Genomic DNA, 21085 nt, shown 5'->3' with positions numbered 1-21085 from the left:
TTGGCGTTGAACCTGCGGGCTTATGACTTTGTATCGCAAGAATTGCGTGCGGCAGAAGACCCAGAGTTTGAAACTTTCTATACCAAGAACATTTTGCTGAACGAGGGTATCCGCGCTTGGATGGCTCCTCAAGATCAGCCTCACGAACAATTTATATTCCCTGAAGAAGTACTACCTCGCGGTAACGCTCTGTAAGGATCTTTGTGATGCATTAATCTGCATTTAGCATTCATCATTTATCCCCTGCCTTTTTTGGTGGGGGGTTTTTTATTTATCATAAATCGACCGAATTTAGATATACCTGATCCAGAACCCTTGATGAGACGTAGCACTGCTACGTCTCTACATTCTTTTTCACGCCTATGTTTAATGTGTTATATTAATTGAAGGTGTAAAAACCCAGAGTGAAATGCTCTGCCTTTTTGAAAATAAGACCACTTAGGCAACAAGGAGGTGATGCCCATGATAGAAAGTAGTATACGCATGGGTCATCAGATTGCAGTTAGCCGGCTGTGTGCCGGGGCTGTTCTCTAATAGTTAGCCTTAGCTCTGTTGAGAGACTAAGTTAGCTCAAGTAGCAAGGCTCGCTCGGAGTTCCTTCCGGCAGTCTGGTTGCAATCTGAAGACCCGCTAGACCGCCCAGAATTAGATTATCTGATCTAATTCTGGGCGGATAGTTATTTAAGGGTGTTTTTTAAGTTTTTTCACTAGGTCGCCAAGATTGTTTCCCCGGCGGGGAGCGCAGCAAGTCGGGGAGGAATGGCGCTTGCCTTACTGGGGACCGGTGACTAAGGAAGAGTTTTCCCAGTCCCCAGTCCCTAATCCCCAGTCCCCAGTCCCTTTTTCACAAACAATGATAAATTCCTTATCGCCTAGGATGTGTGACAGTTTATGAGGCGATCGCTCCTACCTTGTCAGATGAGTTAGATGTTTTATAATACCAAAGTATAAGGGTAAGTTTCTGCTTTAAGTTAATCACATGAATTTTTATACAAAATTAATCAGTTATTAGCTTGGCAAAAACTAGAATTGTAGTGGTGACAATTAAGCCTCATAAACAGGTTTAAAAAAAAGATGTGGCATTTTCCGGAATAAGTGCAACAAACAACGTTATCTATACAAGGTGTGAGGAAAAGAGGAAAGATGTCTAATTTATTGTGGAAATCATTGGTGGTTAGTCCAGCAGTTTTAGGAGCAACGTTGTTAGTTTCCGCAACAGCGATCGCAGCTCCAACTACAACCACCCAGAAGGCAATTCAGACAGAAACATTACAAACTGAAAAATCAGAAGTAACATTACAAGCGGACAAACTAGAAATTCTACCAACAGTAGATAAACTAGAAGCTTCAAAAAATACTTCTAAAGGTATAGTATTCCCAACTGCCGCTACAGAAGTTGCCCAAAAGCAAGAAGTAGCTCAAGTACAAAACAGTACAGTATTTTCAACATCTACCGCCACCACAGTTGGTAAAAAGCCACAAGTATTAGCTCAAGTAGAACAAACTCAAGTTAACACTTTAGATCAAGTTAATAAGTACGGCAACGAAGGCAAAAACGGTAATTCTCTGGCGCAAGTAACATCGGTTTCCCAGTTTTCCGATGTACAACCGACAGATTGGGCATTCCAAGCGTTGCAGTCCTTGGTTGAGCGCTACGGTTGTATCGCAGGTTATCCAAATGGAACCTATCGCGGGAACCGTGCATTAACCCGTTATGAATTTGCCGCTGGTTTAAATGCTTGTTTGGATCGCGTTAACGAATTGATTGCCACAGCCACCGCTGACTTGGTGACAAAAGAAGATTTGGCGACCTTACAGCGTTTGCAAGAAGAATTTTCCGCAGAACTGGCAACCCTACGCGGACGTGTAGATGCGTTGGAAGCTCGGTCTGCTGAACTAGAGTCAAATCAATTCTCTACTACCACCAAGTTGGTAGGTGAAGCTATTTTCGCTCTTTCTGATGTTTTTGGCGATCGAGCTGGGGACAGAAATAACACCGTCTTCCAAGAAAGAATACGTTTGGACTTGCAAACCAGCTTCACAGGGAAAGACGTTTTACACACCCGTCTAGCAACTGGTAATGCTGGGGGATTTGATCTAGGATCACTCAACAGTGGCGCTCAAGGTTTTCAAACCTTTAACCTCACCGGTAGAGCAGAAAATGATAACGCCGTGGTTCTAGACTGGTTGGCGTATTACGTCCCCATTGGACCTGCAAGACTTTACGTCTCAGCAACCGGGGGTGTTCATAGCGACTATGCAGCCACTGTCAACCCTTACTTTGAGGACTATGACGGCGGTAATGGCGCTCTGTCTACATTCGCTTCAGAAAACCCCATCTTCCGGATTGGTGGTGGTGCAGGTGCAGCGCTTAACTTCAACTTTGGTAAAGACGGCGGTATTTTAAAACCAAGCGGATTAACTTTAGGTTACTTGGGATCGGAACCGAATAATCCTGGCATAGGTCAAGGTATATTCAATGGCAATTATGCTGCTTTAGGACAATTAAATTTTAACTTGGGCGATCGCGTGGCATTAGCTGCAACCTACGTCCACGGCTATCACGGTGCTGGCAGTGCATTATTTGATGCAGGTGGATTCCAAGGACAAAATGTTCCTGTAGTAGGTACTTCACAAGCCAACACTATACTCAACCCATCTTCCAGTAACTCCTACGGTCTGTCAGCAGCCGTTAGACCAAGTGACAAACTGTCTATCAGCGGCTTTGTCTCCTACTCTGATGTGACAGGCTTCGGTAGTAATGATAACTTTGAAGCTTGGAGCTATGGAGCCGGCATAGCCCTACCTGACTTTGGTAAGAAAGGTAACGTTTTAGGTATTTTCGGTGGTGCAGAACCTTATGCCTTGGGTCGTGGTGGTCGTGGTTCTAGAGATATTCCCTATCACGTTGAAGGTTTCTACAAGTATCGCGTGTCTGATAACGTTTCCATCACCCCTGGTGTGATTTGGTTGACCTCTCCTGGTCAAAATAGCGATAACAGTGATGCGTTTATCGGTACGCTCAGAACAACATTCACCTTCTAGAATATTGACAATCTGACTACAATTTAAAACCCTATTGCTCCCCGCCGTCAAGCGGGGTTTTTTATGCTTCTATTCGTAGTCAGCGCTTTAGCGCTCTCTGTGCTGATTACAAAGTATCAAACCCTAGTGGTGAACCGGAGTATACTAGAACAAGTTGGGAGTTTTAAATTGTTAACTTATAACTTATGAGGGGAGCAACGATTTATGACCAAGCTTTTTAAACACATTTCCAGATCAAGACTTCTAGCACAACTTTTTGCCTCCTCTTAAACTCCTAACTCCTAATTCCTAACTCTTAACTTATTACAGCCTGTGGAAATATCGTGTAAATCCGAATACGCAATTCTTGCCTTATTAGAATTGGCAACTCATTATCAAAGCGGTGAACCACTGCAAATTCGTACCATTGCGGCACAACAAAATATACCCGATCGCTATCTGGAACAACTGCTGGCAACTTTAAGACGTGGAGGTATACTCAAAAGCCAACGCGGATCAAAAGGAGGCTATACCCTATCGCGAGAACCTTGGAAAATAACAATTTTTGAGGTTATGGGATGTTTAGAAGGGTTAGATGTGCGGACGTGTGATGAAGATGTCCAGCCGAAAACTGTAGACAGTGGTGTTATAGAAGATATCTGGCTTGAAGCACGTCAAGCAGCAAACGCAGTTTTACAAAAATATACGCTTCAGGATCTCTGTGAGAAACGAGATGCACGGCGGCAGTTGGATATTATGTACTACATTTAGTCAATGGTCATTGTATTCTGCTGTTTGTATGTGTATGATATAAATTAATGCCGAAAACCAAGGCTAAAACAATCTGGTTTATAAACCGCAGATAATTCTTGACTAGCAAGCCTGTAAAAAGGTCAACCGAGAGTACGCGCTCTGTTAAATTTGCGGCTAATAAATGAACAATGGCTAAAAGCTTCAAAAAAAATTGCTTGGATAAAAAAAATAGGGTGGGCTACACCCGAATTTACGCTTGTGGGACGGCAGTTGCTACAACGGGGGGAACCCCCGCAACGCACTGCCTCACAAGAAGGAGCCGACTCCCTTGGTTGAAGCAAGAAGCAGACCCTCTAAAGGAAACTTTAGTTGAATGGCTCGCTTTAAAGAAGTTTGGTCAAGTTTTGTATAGCAGTAATGGCATCTAATTACTACGAAACTCTTAAAGTAAATCCGAATGCAAGCCAAGCGGAAATTAAGCAGGCTTATCGCCGTTTAGTGAAATTATTTCATCCGGATACTAATCAACAAATAGCAGACCGCGAGCAGATTATTCACATTAATGCAGCATATGAAATTTTAGGCGACACACAAAGTCGCCTAAATTATGACCAAAAACTGCGCGACAAGTCCCAAAAATCTCAGAGCGATCGCCAACAACGCACAGCAGCAGCTCAACAACGTTACAAAGCAACAAGGCGAACCGGACGCGATATTGATGACCAAATTGAGGCATGGCTGCACCTAGTTTATCAACCAGTCAATCGCTTAGTTAGTGGCATTCTCGATTCCCTAGAAGACCAAATTGATCAACTAGCCGCCGATCCCTTTGATGATGAATTATTAGAAGAATTTCAAGATTACTTAAACACCTGTCGAAATGACCTGAAACAGGCACAAATTAGTTTTCGTTCTCTACCGAATCCCCCAAGTTTAGCAAGAGCTGCGGCTCACCTTTACTACAGCCTGAATCACATCGCCGATGGACTTGACGAGTTAGAATTTTTCCCTTTAAACTACGATGAACATTATCTGCATACCGGGCACGAAATGTTCCGCATCGCTACAGGATTGCACCGGGAAGCGCAAGAATCTATAGATGTATATGTTTGAGTTGTTGGTGGATAGTGGTTGGTGGATAGTGGTTGGTGGATAGTGGATAGTGGTTATCGTCTCTTCGCTCCTGGGTGTGGGGTGTGGGGAATGTAAGTGAAGATTGGGAACACCCCACTCCAGGAGCAATTGGGTTCAAGACCCCACCGAAAAAGTGCGGTGTCTACGGCTCTTGTGGGGTCGGAATCCCCATAATTACCGAACCCTACACCCCACTCAGCCACCCCCCACACCCTGTTCAACAGAGTAAAGAATATCCTGTGACATGTTAATAGGGGAGCATCCCACTTTTTTAAATATTCTGTCATTGCGAGCGTAACGAAGTGAAGCGTTCGCGAAGCGTCTCCGACAGGAGAAGCAATCGCAGGGTTTTCAGCTTAGAACAAGTCTATGCGATTGCTTGTCTGCGACACGCTGCGCGAACGTCGTTCCTCCTCTCTACGAGACGCTCCGCGAACGCAATGACAGTTTGATTTTTCTATAGTCGCTAAATAAAAACTGGGATGCTCCCTGTTAATAGTTGTTTGTTAGTGGTTATCAGAGTAAAGAATATCACCGGAGTGCCTTACTACCAACAACTAACCACCAACCACCAACAACTAACCACTAACAAACGAATTAGTTTATCCTGGAAAGAGTGAAAGTTTAAGAAATTTTAAATTCTGCTGACAGGATACTCATGCAATGCATTGTTAATCGCCGCGCTCAGTTTTCGGCAAGTCATCGTTATTGGTTGCCAGAATTAAGTGAAGCAGAGAATATTGAGAAATTTGACGTTTGTTCGCGATTTCCCGGACATGGACATAACTATGTTCTATTTGTCTCCCTAGCTGGGGAATTAGATGAATATGGCATGGTGCTAAATTTGTCTGATGTGAAACACGTAATTAAGCGGGAAGTCACAAGCCAACTAGACTTTTCTTATCTCAATGATGTGTGGACAGAATTTCAACAAACTCTGCCCACTACAGAAAATATCGCACGAGTTATCTGGCAGCGCCTAGTACCACACTTGCCTGTGGTCCGGGTGCAGTTGTTTGAACATCCTGAACTTTGGGCAGATTATACGGGAAACTCAATGGAAGCTTACCTCACTATCAGCACACACTTTAGCGCCGCTCACAGATTGGCTAACTCGAACTTGAGCGACATAGAGAACACGGAGATTTACGGTAAATGCGCTCGTCCTCACGGTCATGGACACAACTACCATTTAGAAGTTACCGTAAAAGGAGAAATTGACACGCGCACGGGGATGATTGTGGATTTAGTTGCTTTGAATCAAGCCATAGAAGATTACGTTATCGAGCCATTTGACCACACCTTTTTAAACAAAGATATTGCTTACTTTGGTGAAGTAGTCCCCACTGCTGAGAATATCGCACTTTACATTAGTAATTTGTTGCGATCGCCTATTCAAGAATTGGGAGCAAAGCTTTACAAAGTTAAACTCATCGAGAGTCCCAATAACTCGTGCGAAATCTACTGCACCGAGTCAGAATCAAACTCAACCACTGCTGGAGAAAATCAGCAAGTTTTAATGCCTGTGTAGCTCAAATCGCATATAAAGTCAACAATTAGGGTAGACAAAATGTCTGCCCTTTTTATATTTCAATATGCGTTATCCAAAACCCCTACAAGACGTAGCAGTGCTACGTCTCTACATTTAATTTAGAAATATTGCTGTCGCGCTGAACGTCTTAAATACCGATAAATTAGCCACGCTATCAGTCCCAAAATTAGACTTAGCAGGAAGCGGGTAAATATAAACCAGAATTTATCAGGGTACAAAAGCTGTGATGGACTTAAGGGACTGATAATTCTTGCCATTAAAAAAAGCCCAAGAATTGCATTTCCACCTATCATCAGGGCAAACAGCACTAAACCCCGTTGCCAGTTACGAAGTTTGGGTGTATAACCAGAAATCAGAGTAATCGGTGGTTTGCTTTGCACTTTTCGTAATAATTGCTCGAATCGCCAAAACATCCATAATAGAAACGGAAACAAACCATAGCTGAGGAAGCTTAACGGTGCTGGGAAACGCCAAGCACTAGATAAAAAATTTACTAAAGCATGACAAATTACTGAATTTAGCCAAGCGCTGGGAATAACTTTTTTGTATCGAGATAAAGGAATGTATGAGCCAATAAATATTCCTAGAGCATAACCCCAAGGAGCGGAGAATAAAGCATGGACAGGGGTTGCGATCGCCCGCTCAAAAATTGATGCCGTGCCATTGTCAAAGTAAATCCAGTTTTCTTCGGCGGTGAATCCAAGGGCAACAGCTATGCTAAAGAGAAAAATGCTACCCGGTCGTAATTGATACCTGCGTTTAAAATAGCAAGTTGGGGCAACAACCGCTGCTAACTTGCAGCCTTCTTCTATTGGACCAATCTCCACAAGCTGCCGCAAGGCGATACCAGGAATGGATTTATTCATCTGCTGCCAGTCTACAATCGAGTTGGCTACAGTTTCAAAAACCCATTCTAGGCTCAGAGCGATGAAACCAGATACTGCCCCGACAATAAAGAACAATAGTAGCCGTAGTAAAGATGGGGCAGTGAAGACACGGCAATAGTAGTACGCAAGAAGCAGCAGCGGTGGTATAACGGCATACAGCAGTAGAGATAAATCAGTCACTCAACTGAGCAATTACGGTACGGTGACGGGGAGTGTTACGAGTGATGGTAGGTGCATTAAAACCTGCCGAAATCAGAGTTTGTTCGATGTCTAAGGCAAAATATTCGTCTAAATACGGTTCAGTACTTTTGAGCAGTGTCAAAATATAAGGTGGCATCTGGGTATAAATTTCCGATTTGGGATTCATATCCATGATTGCCAAATGTCCACCGGGACGCAGCAGACGCCGCGCTTCTGTAAAAATCTCTTTGGTTGCTGATTGGGGCAATTCATGGCACATTAGGAAAATTGAGACTAAATCAAATGATGCATCTGACAGTCCAGTTGATTCGGCTGCTGCATTAACCCAATTAATTTTACAATTGTGTTGCTGTTCTCGGTAGTGGGCAACGGCTAAAAAGTAGGGAGATAAGTCTAAGCCTGTAATTTTGGCTTGGGGATAAATCTTTTGCAGGGCAAAGGTACTCAAACCGACGCTGCATCCCATGTCTAAAATATCTTGCGGTTCATAGGTAATTTGTGAAGAGAGGATATCGTGGTAACTTTGGCGTAGTTTTGCATCGCCTTGGGCTTCGGCATCCTGCCATATTTTCGAGTGGACAGCGATCGCAGCGGATTCTACTTCAAAAGCCGCTTGCCAGCTTAAATTTCCCGCTTCGTAAGCGTGGAATGAGGTGAGGTAGTATTCTGGGTAAGAAAGCTGGGGATTTTGGACTTCCGCTAAATCACTTTCCCAATTACGCGCTTTTAGTGTTTCTACTTCTTTTAACCAAGATACACCCATTTTTTCAGAGCGTTTGATCATCATTTGTCTGGCTTGGTGTTTAGCAAGGTTATATAGCGGCTTAATTGCTAGGATGCGATTCACCAAACGGGAAATTAAGTCAGGAGAAGTTTTTACAGCAGCTGTCATAGGTCAAGTTTGTCTACTTTTGGCATCATAGAAGTCTATTGAGCAAAATGACAATCCGTAATGAAAAAGGGGAAAGGGGACTGGGGACTGGGGATTAGAAAAAGAATTTTTACCAATGCCCTATGCCCAATGCCCAATGCCCTATTTGGCAGTTTTTGCTTTGAGTGCTAACAACATTTCTACTTGAGAGGTGGATTTGTCGAGACTGGTAGCAGTTAAACCGAGTCCGCGAATGGAACTAAGGATGGCAGCGACTTCTGGGGGGATGGCTTGACCTTGGACGGCATAACGATTTACAAGAGAAACGGTTTTATCCATATCTAGGTAAAGGAAACCACCGTTAGGTTTTTGTAAGGAACTGGTGACGGCTTTAAAGTTGTCGCTGTTGTCGAGAGATTGATTTTTGGGTTCAGCGATCGCTTGACCTATTGGACCACCTAACGCCACAAATATGGTATCCTGATCTAGCCAACCATGTGCTAACAATGCACCTTGTTGGGGAATTTGCCATTCAGTTATATCTTTACCGCCGATATTTGTTTGAGCGACTTTGATTTTTTGGGTTTTGGCGAGGTTATCTAGTTTAGCGAAGGTGGATTCAGCGGTTTTGCGATCGCTTGTGTCAAAGACAAAGGCTCCACCAACACCAAGTTGCGCTAAAATACCTTGATTAGAAGGAATCGCTGCAAAACCAAATTCTCCATTCATCCACCCAAAAATATCTTTATCTAAGTCAAAATTTACTGCTTTGAGCTGTCCGCGAGCTTGTTCGACTGCTTGCTTAAATTCTGGATAATCTTTTGACTGTTCGACTACTGCTGACCACCAACTGCTGATCCCCTGTCCGTTAATTAGCGCTAAGGTATCACTGGGAAAGTTTGCTACTATTTTCGCGCTCGTGTTTTGATACTGAAATTTGCTGACTTGCGGATCTAAATTGGCGATCGCTTTCATCCGCACTCCCGCATCATCAACACCAATATCCGCGACCATCGATTTCACCTGCTTCAACTGCTTGAGAGTTTCTGGAGGTATCGTAGTTTGGGAATTTGTCGCTACTAATTGCTGTACCATCCCGCTATAGTCTGGTACGTAAATTTGCGCTACCGTATTTTTTACATCTACATTTTTCGCAAAAACGCTGTCCGCACCTGATTTACTAACAAAAGAAGGTTCTCCTTTATACGTATCAATAGAATTTTCTACAGTTTCCTTTAATGGAGCAAGTACCACGTAAGTATTATTTAAAACCGCACTATAGGAAGGTTTACCCTTACCTGTAGTTTCGGTGATTTTTTCGCCTTTGTAGTCAATTTCCTTTGTAGTTACGCCTTTTTCTTGCTGTAATTTTTTCGCAAAATTTAAGGCAGCGAGTTTGTCCTTAATTCCCACCACCATCAAAATATTCGGCTCTCGTGTCGCTGGGGGAGCATTTGGAGTTGGGTTTGCTGGGGTTGATGGTAGCACAGCAATCATCACACCCCCGACCCAAGGCTTTAAATCTTTTTCATAAGAAATATTACTTTCTGTGAGCAAATCTTTATTTAAGCTATCCAGACCTTTTGCGACTATTTTTTGTGCTTCTGGTGTGCCAAATTGCTGTAACTTCGCCCAAGCTTGAGGGTCAGTAGATATATAAGTTGCAATAAATGCTTCAGAAGGAACTATCTTAGCACTTGCCAAAGCGTCTGAACTATTGCCAAACGGTCCCTTTAGATACATATAAGCCGCTATACTTCCTGTCACAATTACAGCAGCGCCAATAGCAGGAATTAAAAATTTTGATTTAGTTTCGGGCATTGATGTTATCCTATTATCCTCAAATTGTTACTGAGGCTTGTACAAGCGTCAAGAAGAGGAAGGGGAGTTGGGGGGAGAAGCCCATACATAAATGTAAGGGCAAACAACTCAATTGAATTGGAAATTCCTCCAAAAATTACTTCAATGGGGTGAGGAATGAATCCGTAAATGCTATGTTGTTAATTCACAACTTAAAGCGATCGCGTCTTTGGTCAACTATTCTAAGCTATAGAAACGCTTAAGAGTATTGAATCGCGATCAGCGTAAAGTGCTGTTAATAAAGTGTTAAAGGGGTGCGATCGCTTTTCAGGTGCATTTATTGAAGACAGATACCAGAGGGAAACCTTCTTGTGGAGCTGTCCTCCTTAACTAACGACCTAAATTGCCAGATGGGAGGGGGAAAGGGGAAAGGAAAAAAGGAGAAAGGGATGGAACAAGAGTGAAACAGGCTTAAAACTTTTTTTTCTTACATGACCCCCTATACGGGTTTAAAGCTCCCACTTTTTAAGTGGTCTTTAATTGATGGGGGTTGCAATCAGGAATTCAATTTATTTTCCCCTTTCCCCCTTCCCCTTTCCCCTTTCCCCTTCTTCGTGAATGTGTTGACTTGGGCAAAAAACACTTCTTTCGCTATTTGTCTTATCTAGATTCAGTAAGAGTTTTCTTTCCCTAAAAGGTTAGTAAGTATCAATGTCGCAGTTTTCTTTTGATGCCGAGAATAATCATCACAGATCCTTTGAGTTACCAGGGGCAAAACCACACTATAACCCCGATCGCCCAGGACAGGTAGAGCATATTTATCTAGACCTCAGCTTGGATATTCCTAACCAAAGTTACCAGGGTAGTTGTCGCATTCGCTTATTACCGATCAGCAATGGTGTCGATCGCTTGACTTTGGATGCGGTGAATTTGAACATTAAGTCTGTCGAAGTCAACGAGGTGCCATCCAAGTTTGACTACGATGGAGAACAGCTTTTGATTCAGCTTTCTCAACCGACGCAAGTCGGGGTAAGATTGCTTCTGGCGATCGCCTACTCTGTCGAAAAACCCCAACGCGGTATTTACTTTATTCAACCTGACAAACATTACCCTGACAAACCTACCCAAGTCTGGACTCAAGGAGAAGACGAAGATTCGCGCTTTTGGTTTCCCTGTTTCGACTACCCAGGACAATTATCTTCCAGTGAAATCAAAGTCCGAGTACCCAAACAGTTTGTAGCCATTTCCAATGGCGAACTGATTGACACCACAGAAGACGGCGATGATAAAATATACCACTGGTTACAGCAACAAGTTCATCCTACCTATTTAATGACTTTGGCTGTAGGCAACTTTGCGGCAATTCGCGATGAGTGGCAAGGCAAACCCGTCACCTACTATGTAGAAAAGGGACGAGAGGAAGATGCTAAACGCAGCATGGGCAAAACTCCGCGCATGATGGAGTTTTTAAGCGAAAAATATGGTTATACCTATGCTTTCCCCAACTACGATCAAGTATGCGTTGATGACTTTATCTTTGGTGGGATGGAAAACACATCCACCACACTGTTAACTGATCGATGTTTGTTGGATGAACGTGCTGGATTAGATAACCGCAACACTGAAAGTTTAGTTGTCCACGAACTGGCACACCAATGGTTTGGCGATTTGGTGGTGATAAAACATTGGTCACACGCTTGGGTCAAGGAAGGAATGGCAAGCTATTCTGAGGTGATGTGGACAGAACATGAATATGGCGATCAAGAAGCTGCATATTATCGGTTACTGGAAGCACGTAGTTATTTAGCTGAAGATGCATCTCGTTATCGCCGTCCGATGGTGACACATGTTTACCGAGAAGCGATCGAACTTTATGATCGCCACATTTATGAAAAAGGTTCTTGTGTATATCACATGATTCGGGCAGAATTAGGCGAAGAACTATTTTGGCAAGCAATTGGGACATTTGTCCGGGATAATGCCCACAAAACTGTCGAAACAATCGACTTAATAAGGGCGATTGAAAAAGCTACTGGACGCAATCTGACGTTTTTATTCGACCAGTATGTTTATCGGGGTGGTCATCCTGATTTTAAAGTCGCTTACTCTTGGGATCAAGATGCAAAGCTGGCGAAAGTCACTGTTACTCAAAACCAAGTTACCACAGAAAGTAATGGTAATAAATTATTTGATTTGAAAATTCCCATTGGTTTTGGTTATACCCCACAAGAAGGTAGAGACGTTCCGGCGGAACGTCTGTACGAAGATCGTCGAGACGTTCCACAGGAAAGTCTTTACGGGGATCGTACAGACGCGATTAATCGCGTCTCTACTGCTAATTTGAAAATTTTTACAGTGCGTGTGAATGAACGCGAACAAAGCTTTTATTTTCCACTTACGTCAAAACCGAACTTTATTAGCTTCGATGTCGGGAACAATTATCTGAAAACTGTGTCTTTAGAGTATGCGGTCTCGGAGTTAAAAGCACAGATGGAATTTGACCCAAATCCTATCTCCCGTATATATGCAGCCGAAGCTTTGGCGAAAAAAGGAGGTTTAGAAGCGGTAAATGCGTTGTCTGCGGCGTTACAAAATGACTCCTTCTGGGGAGTACGTGCGGAAGTAGCCAAGCAACTAGCAAATGTCAAGTTAAATCAGGCTTTTGAGAGGTTAGTTGTTGGATTAAAAGATACAAGTTCTTTCGTGCGGCGATCTGTGGTGGAAGCACTTGGTACAATCAAGACCAATGAAAGCTTTAAGGCTTTAAAACCGCTTTTAGAACATGGCGATCCTAGTTATTATGTGGAGGCAATGGCAGCTCGCTCAATTGGTGCGATCGCTTCTGCTAACTTGGATGATAAACCCAAGGAAGAAAAGGCACTAAAGCTGCTAAAATCAGTTTTGTCAGAAAAAGCAGGTTGGAATGAAGTTGTCCGCAGTGGTGCGATCGCTGGTTTAGCTGAACTCAAAACTTCTGAAGCCGCTTTAAATTTAATTCTCGAATACACCAAAATCGGTATACCGCAACCCTTGCGTTTATCGGCAATTCGTGCATTGGGAAAAATTTCTGTAGGTCAAAGTGCCGCAAACTTAGAAACCATTTTAAATAGATTGAATTGCCTTGCGAAAGAAAGCTTCTTTTTAACGCAAGTTGCAGTGGTTGTCGCACTTGGACAAATGGAAACTCCCAAAGCGATCTCAATTTTGCGATCGCTTGCCGATCAAACAGCTGATGGACGCGTGCGTCGTTATGCTGAAGAAGAAATCAGCAAAGTGAGTCTTCATATCGGTCCAGAAGGAACTCTGCGTCAATTACGCGAAGAACTCGACCAAGTAAAACAACAAAATCAAGAACTCAAAAGCCGCTTGGAAAATTTAGAAGCCAAATCCAAGCTGTAATAGATGCGCCATTTAGGTGCTTAGGTGTTATTGCCTAATGCACCTAAACCTTAATCCAAAACGCGGAGAAGTTTCGACTTATTGCGGTTTTTAATTGGGTGCAACATGTCATTTAGGAATACCGATCCTCAAAATAACAGCGATCATTTTATTGATACGCGATGTGCAATTTTCCTCTTATTCAAAAGTTATTCCTCAAAAGCCCTTTATATTGGTTGGCATTTGAGTTATATTTATAACTTTTGAAAGGGATTTTAGTTAATTAAACTTTTTGCGAAAGTTAAGTTTTTGTTAATGAATTTACCGACTTAACATCGGTGTACATATTTGTAAAGTAGAATATCATTCAAGTATTAGAAGTTTCCTTGGATACTGTTTGACCGTGTTTTAATATCTTCAATTCTAGTTTGGCAAAGAAATGCTGTTAGTTGCTACTTACTTCCTTAATGTCAAATTAAGAGTAATAAAAACCTACCTACCGTCGTCGAGACGTGACGAAAGCAACGTATTTACAGGACGACATACGCATAGAAAAAACATAGAGACGTAGCATTGCTAAGTCTGTTACAAGGGTTTCGGGCAAAGCATAATTAAATTCTGGAGATATCTAGTATGTATGATTTGCACTCCCGTGATATTATCAGTTAGTATGCATGAGACTGTTGCAAATTTTCACCTTCTAAATTTACACTCCCCTTAGGCTCAATCGTTAAATTAAAAGCCTTGCGGCTTGTTGGCGGATCGTGGTAAGCGCATCTTTTCACTACCTAAAAGTAAGCACTACGTTGAAGTGTATCTTAAGAATTCATTAAAGTAGATAATAATTAATTGCAAATTTAGAAAGTGAATTTTTCTATAATTTGGAGTTGGGTAACTGATGACTAAGCTCATGTCAAGCATTTTGCTATTCATGTATAAAACTGAGCAAAAAGTTGTGTTCTTTCATACCATTTTCGCAAGTTAAATAAATTAGACAAGTAGATCGAAAAATTACTCTGACGGCATTTAATTCACTTAGAAGAAAAATATTACTTAAGAGATACTACGAAGTGGAGATGAAACTAAATGAATCTAAGAATATAGTAAAAATTACACTTACTTTAAAATTTTGTGTTAAAACTTATATTAGTGTTTACACAAGTTGTCCCGGATTGTAGTAATGCGTAAACCAGTTCTCACAATTTTTTACCAGTTCAATCCTTGGAACACTACTATCGGGGGTATCCAAACCCTAATAAACACATTTATTAAGTACGCACCTCCAGAATTTGCGGTGCGACTTGTAGGAACAGGAAACGATAAAAGCCAGCCTCTTCTCAAATGGCAAGAAGCCGAATTTGCAGGTAGAGAAATTAGTTTCCTACCTCTTTTTACTCTGAAAAACGATAATGTTAGAAACTTGATACCAACGACGGTAAAGTATACAGCAGCGCTTGTAGGGCGTTGCTTTGAGTCAGATTTCATGCATTTTCATCGGCTAGAGCCAACCTTAGCAGCCCTTAATTGGCAAGGAGAAAAAACTTTATTCATACACAATGATATCCACACACAAATGCAAAGCGTGGGTGATAAGAAGGCAATTCTTTGGCGAAGATTTCCCGCAGCATATTTCGCTGTCGAGAGTTTATTAGTGCCTCAGTTTAGCCAAATTCTTTCATGCAATAGCGATGCGGTCAAACATTATAAAGAGCGTTATCCTAGTGTTAGCGATCGCGTTGCATACATTAAAAACTCCTATGACAACGAGCTTTTTTATCCTCTGAGCCAGCCAGAGAAGAAAGTAAAAAAACGCGAACTAGCCCAAAAGCTAGGTTTATCAGATGATACACGCTTTGTGTTGTTTGCTGGTCGCCTGCATCCACAGAAAGATCCAACATTGTTAGTACGTGCAATTGCAGCTTTAAACGATCCTTGCGTTCATCTACTGATAGCGGGTGATGGAGAATTAGCCGCTCAAGTTCGCACAGAAATTGATACATTGGGTTTGACAGGTCGAGTCACAATGCTTGGGGCAGTTCCAATTGCAGAACTGGCACAGTTGCATCGTATCTGCAATGCTTTTGTGCTGAGTAGCGCTTATGAAGGTTTACCTTTGGTTGTCCTAGAAGCGCTAGCTAGCGGAACCCCAGTAGTCACAACTGAATGTGGTGAAACCCCAAAATTGCTAACTCCTAACAGTGGAGTTGTTTGTGGACAACGCACAAGCGAATGCATCGCTGATGCGTTACGCAAGGTACTAGAGCATCCAGAAGATTATCCGATTGAATCGTGTATCCGGACTGCACGACCCTATGCAGCCAAAACGGTTGTTCGAGATATCTACATTGAAATGTTAAATCGCTGGGAACAGCGAGTTGGCTCGACTGTTAGAGCCTAAACACCAAAAATGCAGTTAACTCAAATACAACCACAAGTACAAGAATTCGTTTTAGCAACTCCTTAAGGCAGTAATGCAAACATTGTAAAACACAAAAAATAGCGCCTAATCGCGCGTTCGGCGTTGCAGTTTTTCAGACCTTCATAGCGTCTGCGTATCAAGTTGTACACTACCTACAAAAAAAGTGATAAAAATGAAAATTGCTGTAATTGGTGCAAAAGGTCTACCACCGAAACAAGGCGGTATAGAGCATTACTGTGCAGAAGTATATCCGCGCATGGTTGCAGAGGGACACAGTGTCGATTTATTCGCCCGTTGCTCTTACACTGACAGTTCCTGGTTTGAGAATTACGACTACAAAGGCGTGCGAGTCATTCCTCTACCAGGTGGACACTTAAGAGGAATAGATGCATTTATTACTTCTGGATTGGGAGCGATCGCCGCAAGTGGCAAAAAATATGATATCGTTCATTTTCATGCTCTAGGTCCTTCTTTATTTACTTGTTTGCCCAACATCGCAACCGAAGCAAAAGTAGTTGTCACCTGTCAGGGATTAGATTGGCAACGTGCCAAATGGGGTAGTTTTTCGACTCGGCTAATTCAACTAGGGGAGAAAGCCGCAGTCCGTTTCGCCGACGGATTTATAGTTGTATCAGACGCACTGAAAAACTACTTTTGGGAAACTTACAATCGCAAAACAACATACATCCCCAACGCCCCTGCAAGCTACGCTGATTCTGACCCCAATTTTGACTACGGCACTGACTTGGGTCTGGAGCGGGGACGCTATATTGTATTTTTGGGCAGACTTGTACCCGAAAAGTGTCCCGACTTGCTGGTTGAAGCCTTTTCTGCCCTGAAACCGAAAGGGTGGAAATTAGTATTAGCAGGTGGTGTCAGCGATACCAAAACCTTCACCGCCGATTTATTAGAAAAAGTAGCAAGCGATCGCAATATCATCTTTGCTGGAGAACTCAGAGGTTCTCGACTCGCAGAAATTGTCCGAGGGGCTGGATTATTTGTTCTGCCTTCTGACTTAGAAGGACTACCATTAGCAATGCTAGAAGCAATGCGCGAAGGTATTCCCGTACTAGCAAGCGACATTCCACCGCACCAACAATTAATTAATAATGGACGGGGAATGCTTTTTGAAGCTGGAAACGTTAAATCCTGCGTTAAATCTTTAGATTGGGCAATTAATCACCCCCAAGAACTAGCAATAATGGCTAAAAATGCCCAAAAGCACATACAAAACAACTACAGTTGGGATCGCATTACCTCTGAAACCTTAAAATTGTATACCACGCTGTTGAAATCCCCTGCACCAAGTCAAGCAGTCGGTATTTCCCAGCGTGAAAGCAAGCTGGCTGAGGTAATGGGCAAAAAATAACATTTGTTTAAGTTGTTAGGTGCTCTACCAATTAATAACAAATGAAAAAATCACCAATGAAACAAGGTTTTGTGTGATGGAGAAGGGTATATCCTCATTATTAGCGGTTCTAAAACGGCGTGCATTGCCCGCATTAGTGACATTTACGGCAGTAATTGGTGGGGCTTTTGCTTACCTCACCGTTACTCCGCGTTTGTATCAAGCATCAGCGCGACTGATACAGGATGATAGAAGGGTGAGCGTCTCTGAATTGGGTCGCGACTTGACTTCTGTATCTTCGGGCGCCCCTGGTGGTCCGAGTCCCCTGGCTAACCAAGCCGAATTAGTCAAATCCGAACGTGTTTTGGAAAGAGCGATCGCCCTGGCTTCTCTCAAATCCAGCAACAATGGTTCACCCACAAGCAAAATCACATCCGCAGAACTTAATAAAGGATTGGGTGTGAAAATTGTTCCCGCTACCAACATTCTGGAACTGAGCTACAAATCGAAAGATCCCGAACTTGCAGCCCAATTGTTGAATGCCGTTTCTCAAGCAATGATTGAGGAAAATACCAAAACAATCAGTTCGGAAGCGACGAAAGTACGGGAATTTTTAGAAAATAGCGAAATACCTAACGCTCGTAAGCGTGTAGCAACAGCTGAACGAAAAGAAAGCCAGTATAGGTATACCAGCGGCATCATCTCTTTTGAAGAGCAAACTAAAAGCGCAGTTGAGAGTTTAGCCACTTTAGAAGACCAAGAGCGCAGTCTGACAGCTCAACTGCAAGAAGCAAAAGGACGAGATGCATCTTTGCGGCAAATCACCAACGCTAAAAGCCTAGATAAAGCTTACGCATCTGTACGCGGTGGACAAGATGAACAACTAAAAACTTTACGGGCTAAGTTAACAGAGTTAAATACAAAGTTAATTGAAGCGCGTTTGCGTTTAACAGAAAACCACCCAAGTGTAATTGCGCTGGTTGGGGAAAGAGATCAGGTCAATAAATTGTACACAGAGCAACTTGCTCGCGTGTCGCCGGCAAATTCATCGGTTGCGACAAACAGTGTCGCCGGCGATCAAATTAGTCAAGACTTGACTTCCAAATTTCTGGCGAATGAGACAGAGCGATCGGCAATTGAAAATAAACTTAAGACAGTAAAAGCTCAAAGAACTCAACTGCAAATTAGCCTCACAAGGCTACCGATTCAACAGCAACCCCTCATTGCACTAACCCGCGAACGCGAAGACGCTACTGCTTCGTTAAAATCGCTACAAAGCAAACTAGAGGAAGCACGCATCACTGAAGCTCAAAAGGTTAGCAATCTCCGTTTGATCGAAGCCGCGAAACCACCAATCATCGCTTCTTCTCCACATCGTTCAGCAGTACTGGCGCTAGCTGTGGTGTTCGGAACTGTTTTAGGTACTGGTGTGATGTTGCTTTTAGAGGTGTTGGATAACACCTTAAAAGATGCCTCAGAAGCCGAGGAACTACTGAGCTTGCCATTACTTGGAGTGTTGCCGCGTCTGCCTGCTAAAACTCTCGTTTTGGAGCCAGCCGATCGCTTTTTAGATGATATCAGCTTAGTTGAGCCTTACCGAATGCTCCTGAAAACCTTGGAGTTTCGCAGTAACGATAAGGTGCAGATTATTGTTGTCAGTAGCACACTTTCTGGAGAAGGTAAGTCAATAGTTGCATCGCACCTAGCCGCCATTTCCGCCATGTTATCTCGGCGGACATTAATCATAGATGCAGATTTGCGTCGCCCGATGCAGCATACACTATTTAACTTAGCGCCAAAGCCGGGAATTACAGATGTAATTGAGAAGCGCAGAAGCCTAAAACAAGCAGTGCAGCCCACAGAAATTGACAATTTGCATGTGTTAACTGGTGGCGAATTCCACGGACGTCCCTCGCAGTTATTAGAGTCACTGGCGATGAAGTCATTGGTAGCAGAAGCGGCGGCAAATTACGATATGGTTATAATAGACACTGCACCTATCAGCGCTTGTGCAGATGCCGCTACATTGGCGAGACAGAGTGATGGAATCATGCTGGTAACACGTCCTAGCATCACCATCAAAGAGGTACTGCAAAGAGCGGTATCAGAATTAGAGCATAATCAAATACCAGTATTGGGAGTAGTCGTCAATGGAATGACACAGCAGACAGAAAAGTATTTACGCTATCCAGTTGATAATGAACGACCGGTAGGGGGGCGATCGCTAAAGCGTTTAATCGCAGTCGAAGGTGGTCGTAAAAATGCTGAATAATCAAGGTTCAAGACGTGGTTTGCGTCTAGCGCTATTGATTAGCTTCCTAGGCGCAGCAAGTGGTATAGTTGTAGGCTTCGCGGCAGGTGCTCAACCCTTTTATCTGGGTGTAGCGTTGGGAGCGATCGCAGCAATTATCTGCTTTTTTTCCTTCTTTGAGCAAGCTGTACTCGGTCTATTAATCTTGCGATCGGCTTTAGATCCGTTTTCTGGTCAACAGTTACCAGCCGCGTTTGCCATTGGTCTAGATGCCCTGACTATACTTTATGTCACAGTAATGTTGTTAACAGGGCAAACTGTACGCACCAATAAATTTTGGTGGCTATTTGCCGCTTGGGTAGCGCTACAAGGCGTATGGGTGATACTTTTGCCTTTGGGAGGATTGGGGCTAAATGCTGCCTTTTTGTCAGACAGCATTCGCGAATGGGTACGTATTTTTTCCTGGCTGATGGTCTACCTGATAGTCATGCAGCTTAAAGACCGACTTCATCCAGAAAAAATTGTTTCTGCTTTACTGTTAGCGCTGATTTTTCCCCTCACAGTAGCATTGATGCAGACAGTTTTACCACCTTCGCTTTTACCGCCAATATTTGTGTTTGGGGGAGGTGATGAAGTTTCATTTGAAAAAGCCTCTCGCATTAATGGAACATTAGGTCATCCTAATACCTTCGCCACCTTTTTATTGCTGTTCATTGGTCTTACTTGGTGGAAATTAAGTCACTCAAAACAACGTTGGCGTTGGCTGATATTGCTGTCCCTACTGGCATTTTTTTATGTGAGTACTAAAGCTTTATTTAGTTTGCTCATGCTTGCCGTTTTTGTGCTAGTTTTGATTTCGCCAAAATTGAATATTATCAAGTTACTTGGTGGGATAGTTTTTTTAGCAATTGTCATCGGCTTATTTGCTAGTACCGAATTCGGACAAGAACGTTTGGCATCAATTGGGAATACACCGCTTCTCAATCCAGATATAGATATATCGCGAGCAATTCTCTTATCACAAGGCGATAATAACAGCTTCAACTGGCGACTTTCTCAATGGTATATGCTACTAAAAGCTTGGCAAGAATACCCAATCTTAGGTTATGGTTTGGGGTTGAGTAAACAAGTAGCTGGTAATGGATTTCTTCCCCACAATGATTATATCCGAACCTTGGTAGAACAAGGAATTGTGGGGATGGTGAGTTTTATTGCCTTTTTTATAGCTCAAATTGTGCGTTTGATCCGCTTAATTAAAGATACACCTAGCGGCACCGCTCAACATGATTTTTGTTTAACTCTTTTAGCTGTTTTTTTAGCTATCCCTGTGGGGATGATTACCGAAAACATTTGGACTCATACAACTCTGTTTTTTTACTGGTGGACTGTATCAGCAGTTGCTGATTGGAATTGGCATAAACTTCAACCACAAACTCCTTTATTCACCAAACCTTATTAACAAAGGAG

At 42.8% G+C, this 21085-nt stretch carries 12 protein-coding genes and 1 pseudogene; 10 read left to right on the top strand and 3 right to left on the bottom strand.

The window, feature by feature from the left end; all coding sequences use genetic code 11:
- From TOL9009_RS49910 to TOL9009_RS0135250, 5 genes and pseudogenes are all read left to right on the top strand, one after another.
- Positions 1 to 195, top strand: a pseudogene (locus tag TOL9009_RS49910) (photosystem II D2 protein (photosystem q(a) protein)); the annotation flags it as partial.
- Positions 196 to 1143: 948 nt separating this feature from the next.
- Complete coding sequence (locus tag TOL9009_RS0135270) at positions 1144 to 3045, top strand: iron uptake porin (protein WP_029638161.1); 1902 nt, start codon at positions 1144 to 1146, stop codon at positions 3043 to 3045.
- Positions 3046 to 3357: 312 nt separating this feature from the next.
- Positions 3358 to 3795 carry an RrF2 family transcriptional regulator gene (locus tag TOL9009_RS0135265; protein WP_029638159.1) on the top strand — a complete coding sequence of 146 codons (438 nt, stop codon included), beginning with the start codon at positions 3358 to 3360 and terminating at the stop codon, positions 3793 to 3795.
- A 399-nt stretch (positions 3796 to 4194) separates the two neighbouring features.
- Positions 4195 to 4890, top strand: coding sequence for a J domain-containing protein (locus TOL9009_RS0135255; protein ID WP_029638155.1), 696 nt, complete (start codon positions 4195 to 4197; stop codon positions 4888 to 4890).
- A gap of 679 nt (positions 4891 to 5569) precedes the next feature.
- The gene (locus tag TOL9009_RS0135250) at positions 5570 to 6442 is read left to right on the top strand and encodes a 6-carboxytetrahydropterin synthase (protein ID WP_029638153.1); all 873 of its coding nucleotides are present in this window, start codon (positions 5570 to 5572) and stop codon (positions 6440 to 6442) included.
- Between the two features lie 119 nt (positions 6443 to 6561).
- On the opposite strand, the gene TOL9009_RS0135245 is transcribed toward TOL9009_RS0135250, so the two are convergent.
- The 3 genes from TOL9009_RS0135245 to TOL9009_RS0135235 form a co-directional block, all read right to left on the bottom strand.
- Complete coding sequence (locus TOL9009_RS0135245; RefSeq protein ID WP_029638150.1) at positions 6562 to 7530, bottom strand: PrsW family intramembrane metalloprotease; 969 nt, start codon at positions 7528 to 7530, stop codon at positions 6562 to 6564.
- The gene (locus tag TOL9009_RS0135240) at positions 7523 to 8443 is read right to left on the bottom strand and encodes a class I SAM-dependent methyltransferase (RefSeq protein ID WP_029638148.1); all 921 of its coding nucleotides are present in this window, start codon (positions 8441 to 8443) and stop codon (positions 7523 to 7525) included. The genes TOL9009_RS0135245 and TOL9009_RS0135240 overlap by 8 nt, the downstream gene beginning before the upstream one ends.
- Positions 8444 to 8584: 141 nt before the next feature.
- Positions 8585 to 10243, bottom strand: a complete 1659-nt coding sequence (locus TOL9009_RS0135235; protein WP_029638145.1) for a DUF3352 domain-containing protein — start codon at positions 10241 to 10243, stop codon at positions 8585 to 8587.
- Between the two features lie 690 nt (positions 10244 to 10933).
- Between TOL9009_RS0135235 and TOL9009_RS0135225 the strand changes: the two genes are divergently transcribed.
- From TOL9009_RS0135225 to TOL9009_RS0135205, 5 genes are all read left to right on the top strand, one after another.
- Positions 10934 to 13621 carry a M1 family metallopeptidase gene (locus TOL9009_RS0135225; RefSeq protein WP_029638142.1) on the top strand — a complete coding sequence of 896 codons (2688 nt, stop codon included), beginning with the start codon at positions 10934 to 10936 and terminating at the stop codon, positions 13619 to 13621.
- A gap of 1159 nt (positions 13622 to 14780) precedes the next feature.
- Positions 14781 to 15998 carry a glycosyltransferase gene (locus tag TOL9009_RS0135220; RefSeq protein ID WP_029638140.1) on the top strand — a complete coding sequence of 406 codons (1218 nt, stop codon included), beginning with the start codon at positions 14781 to 14783 and terminating at the stop codon, positions 15996 to 15998.
- A 193-nt stretch (positions 15999 to 16191) separates the two neighbouring features.
- Positions 16192 to 17388 (top strand): glycosyltransferase family 4 protein, encoded by a 1197-nt coding sequence (locus TOL9009_RS0135215; protein ID WP_029638138.1) that lies wholly within the window; start codon positions 16192 to 16194, stop codon positions 17386 to 17388.
- A gap of 76 nt (positions 17389 to 17464) precedes the next feature.
- Entirely contained in the window at positions 17465 to 19639 is a 2175-nt protein-coding gene (locus tag TOL9009_RS0135210) for a GumC family protein (protein WP_029638136.1), read from the top strand.
- Positions 19629 to 21077 (top strand): O-antigen ligase family protein, encoded by a 1449-nt coding sequence (locus TOL9009_RS0135205; protein ID WP_029638134.1) that lies wholly within the window; start codon positions 19629 to 19631, stop codon positions 21075 to 21077. The genes TOL9009_RS0135210 and TOL9009_RS0135205 overlap by 11 nt, the downstream gene beginning before the upstream one ends.
- Positions 21078 to 21085: the final 8 nt, after the last annotated feature.

Origin of the sequence: [Scytonema hofmanni] UTEX 2349 (genome assembly GCF_000582685.1) — a bacterium.
Lineage (GTDB): Bacteria > Cyanobacteriota > Cyanobacteriia > Cyanobacteriales > Nostocaceae > Hassallia > Hassallia hofmanni.
Note: the sequence above shows the minus strand (reverse complement) of the source record. Positions and strands in the feature narration are given on the sequence as shown.

Bases quoted from the DNA above. Each gene is read 5' to 3' on its own strand.
- TOL9009_RS0135270 (WP_029638161.1), top strand. From the start codon at position 1,144: ATGTCTAATTTATTGTGGAAATCATTGGTGGTTAGTCCAGCAGTTTTA.
- TOL9009_RS0135255 (WP_029638155.1), top strand. From the start codon at position 4,195: ATGGCATCTAATTACTACGAAACTCTTAAAGTAAATCCGAATGCAAGC.
- TOL9009_RS0135250 (WP_029638153.1), top strand. From the start codon at position 5,570: ATGCAATGCATTGTTAATCGCCGCGCTCAGTTTTCGGCAAGTCATCGT.
- TOL9009_RS0135240 (WP_029638148.1), bottom strand. From the start codon at position 8,443: ATGACAGCTGCTGTAAAAACTTCTCCTGACTTAATTTCCCGTTTGGTG.
- TOL9009_RS0135235 (WP_029638145.1), bottom strand. From the start codon at position 10,243: ATGCCCGAAACTAAATCAAAATTTTTAATTCCTGCTATTGGCGCTGCT.
- TOL9009_RS0135225 (WP_029638142.1), top strand. From the start codon at position 10,934: ATGTCGCAGTTTTCTTTTGATGCCGAGAATAATCATCACAGATCCTTT.
- TOL9009_RS0135220 (WP_029638140.1), top strand. From the start codon at position 14,781: ATGCGTAAACCAGTTCTCACAATTTTTTACCAGTTCAATCCTTGGAAC.
- TOL9009_RS0135215 (WP_029638138.1), top strand. From the start codon at position 16,192: ATGAAAATTGCTGTAATTGGTGCAAAAGGTCTACCACCGAAACAAGGC.
- TOL9009_RS0135210 (WP_029638136.1), top strand. From the start codon at position 17,465: ATGGAGAAGGGTATATCCTCATTATTAGCGGTTCTAAAACGGCGTGCA.
- TOL9009_RS0135205 (WP_029638134.1), top strand. From the start codon at position 19,629: ATGCTGAATAATCAAGGTTCAAGACGTGGTTTGCGTCTAGCGCTATTG.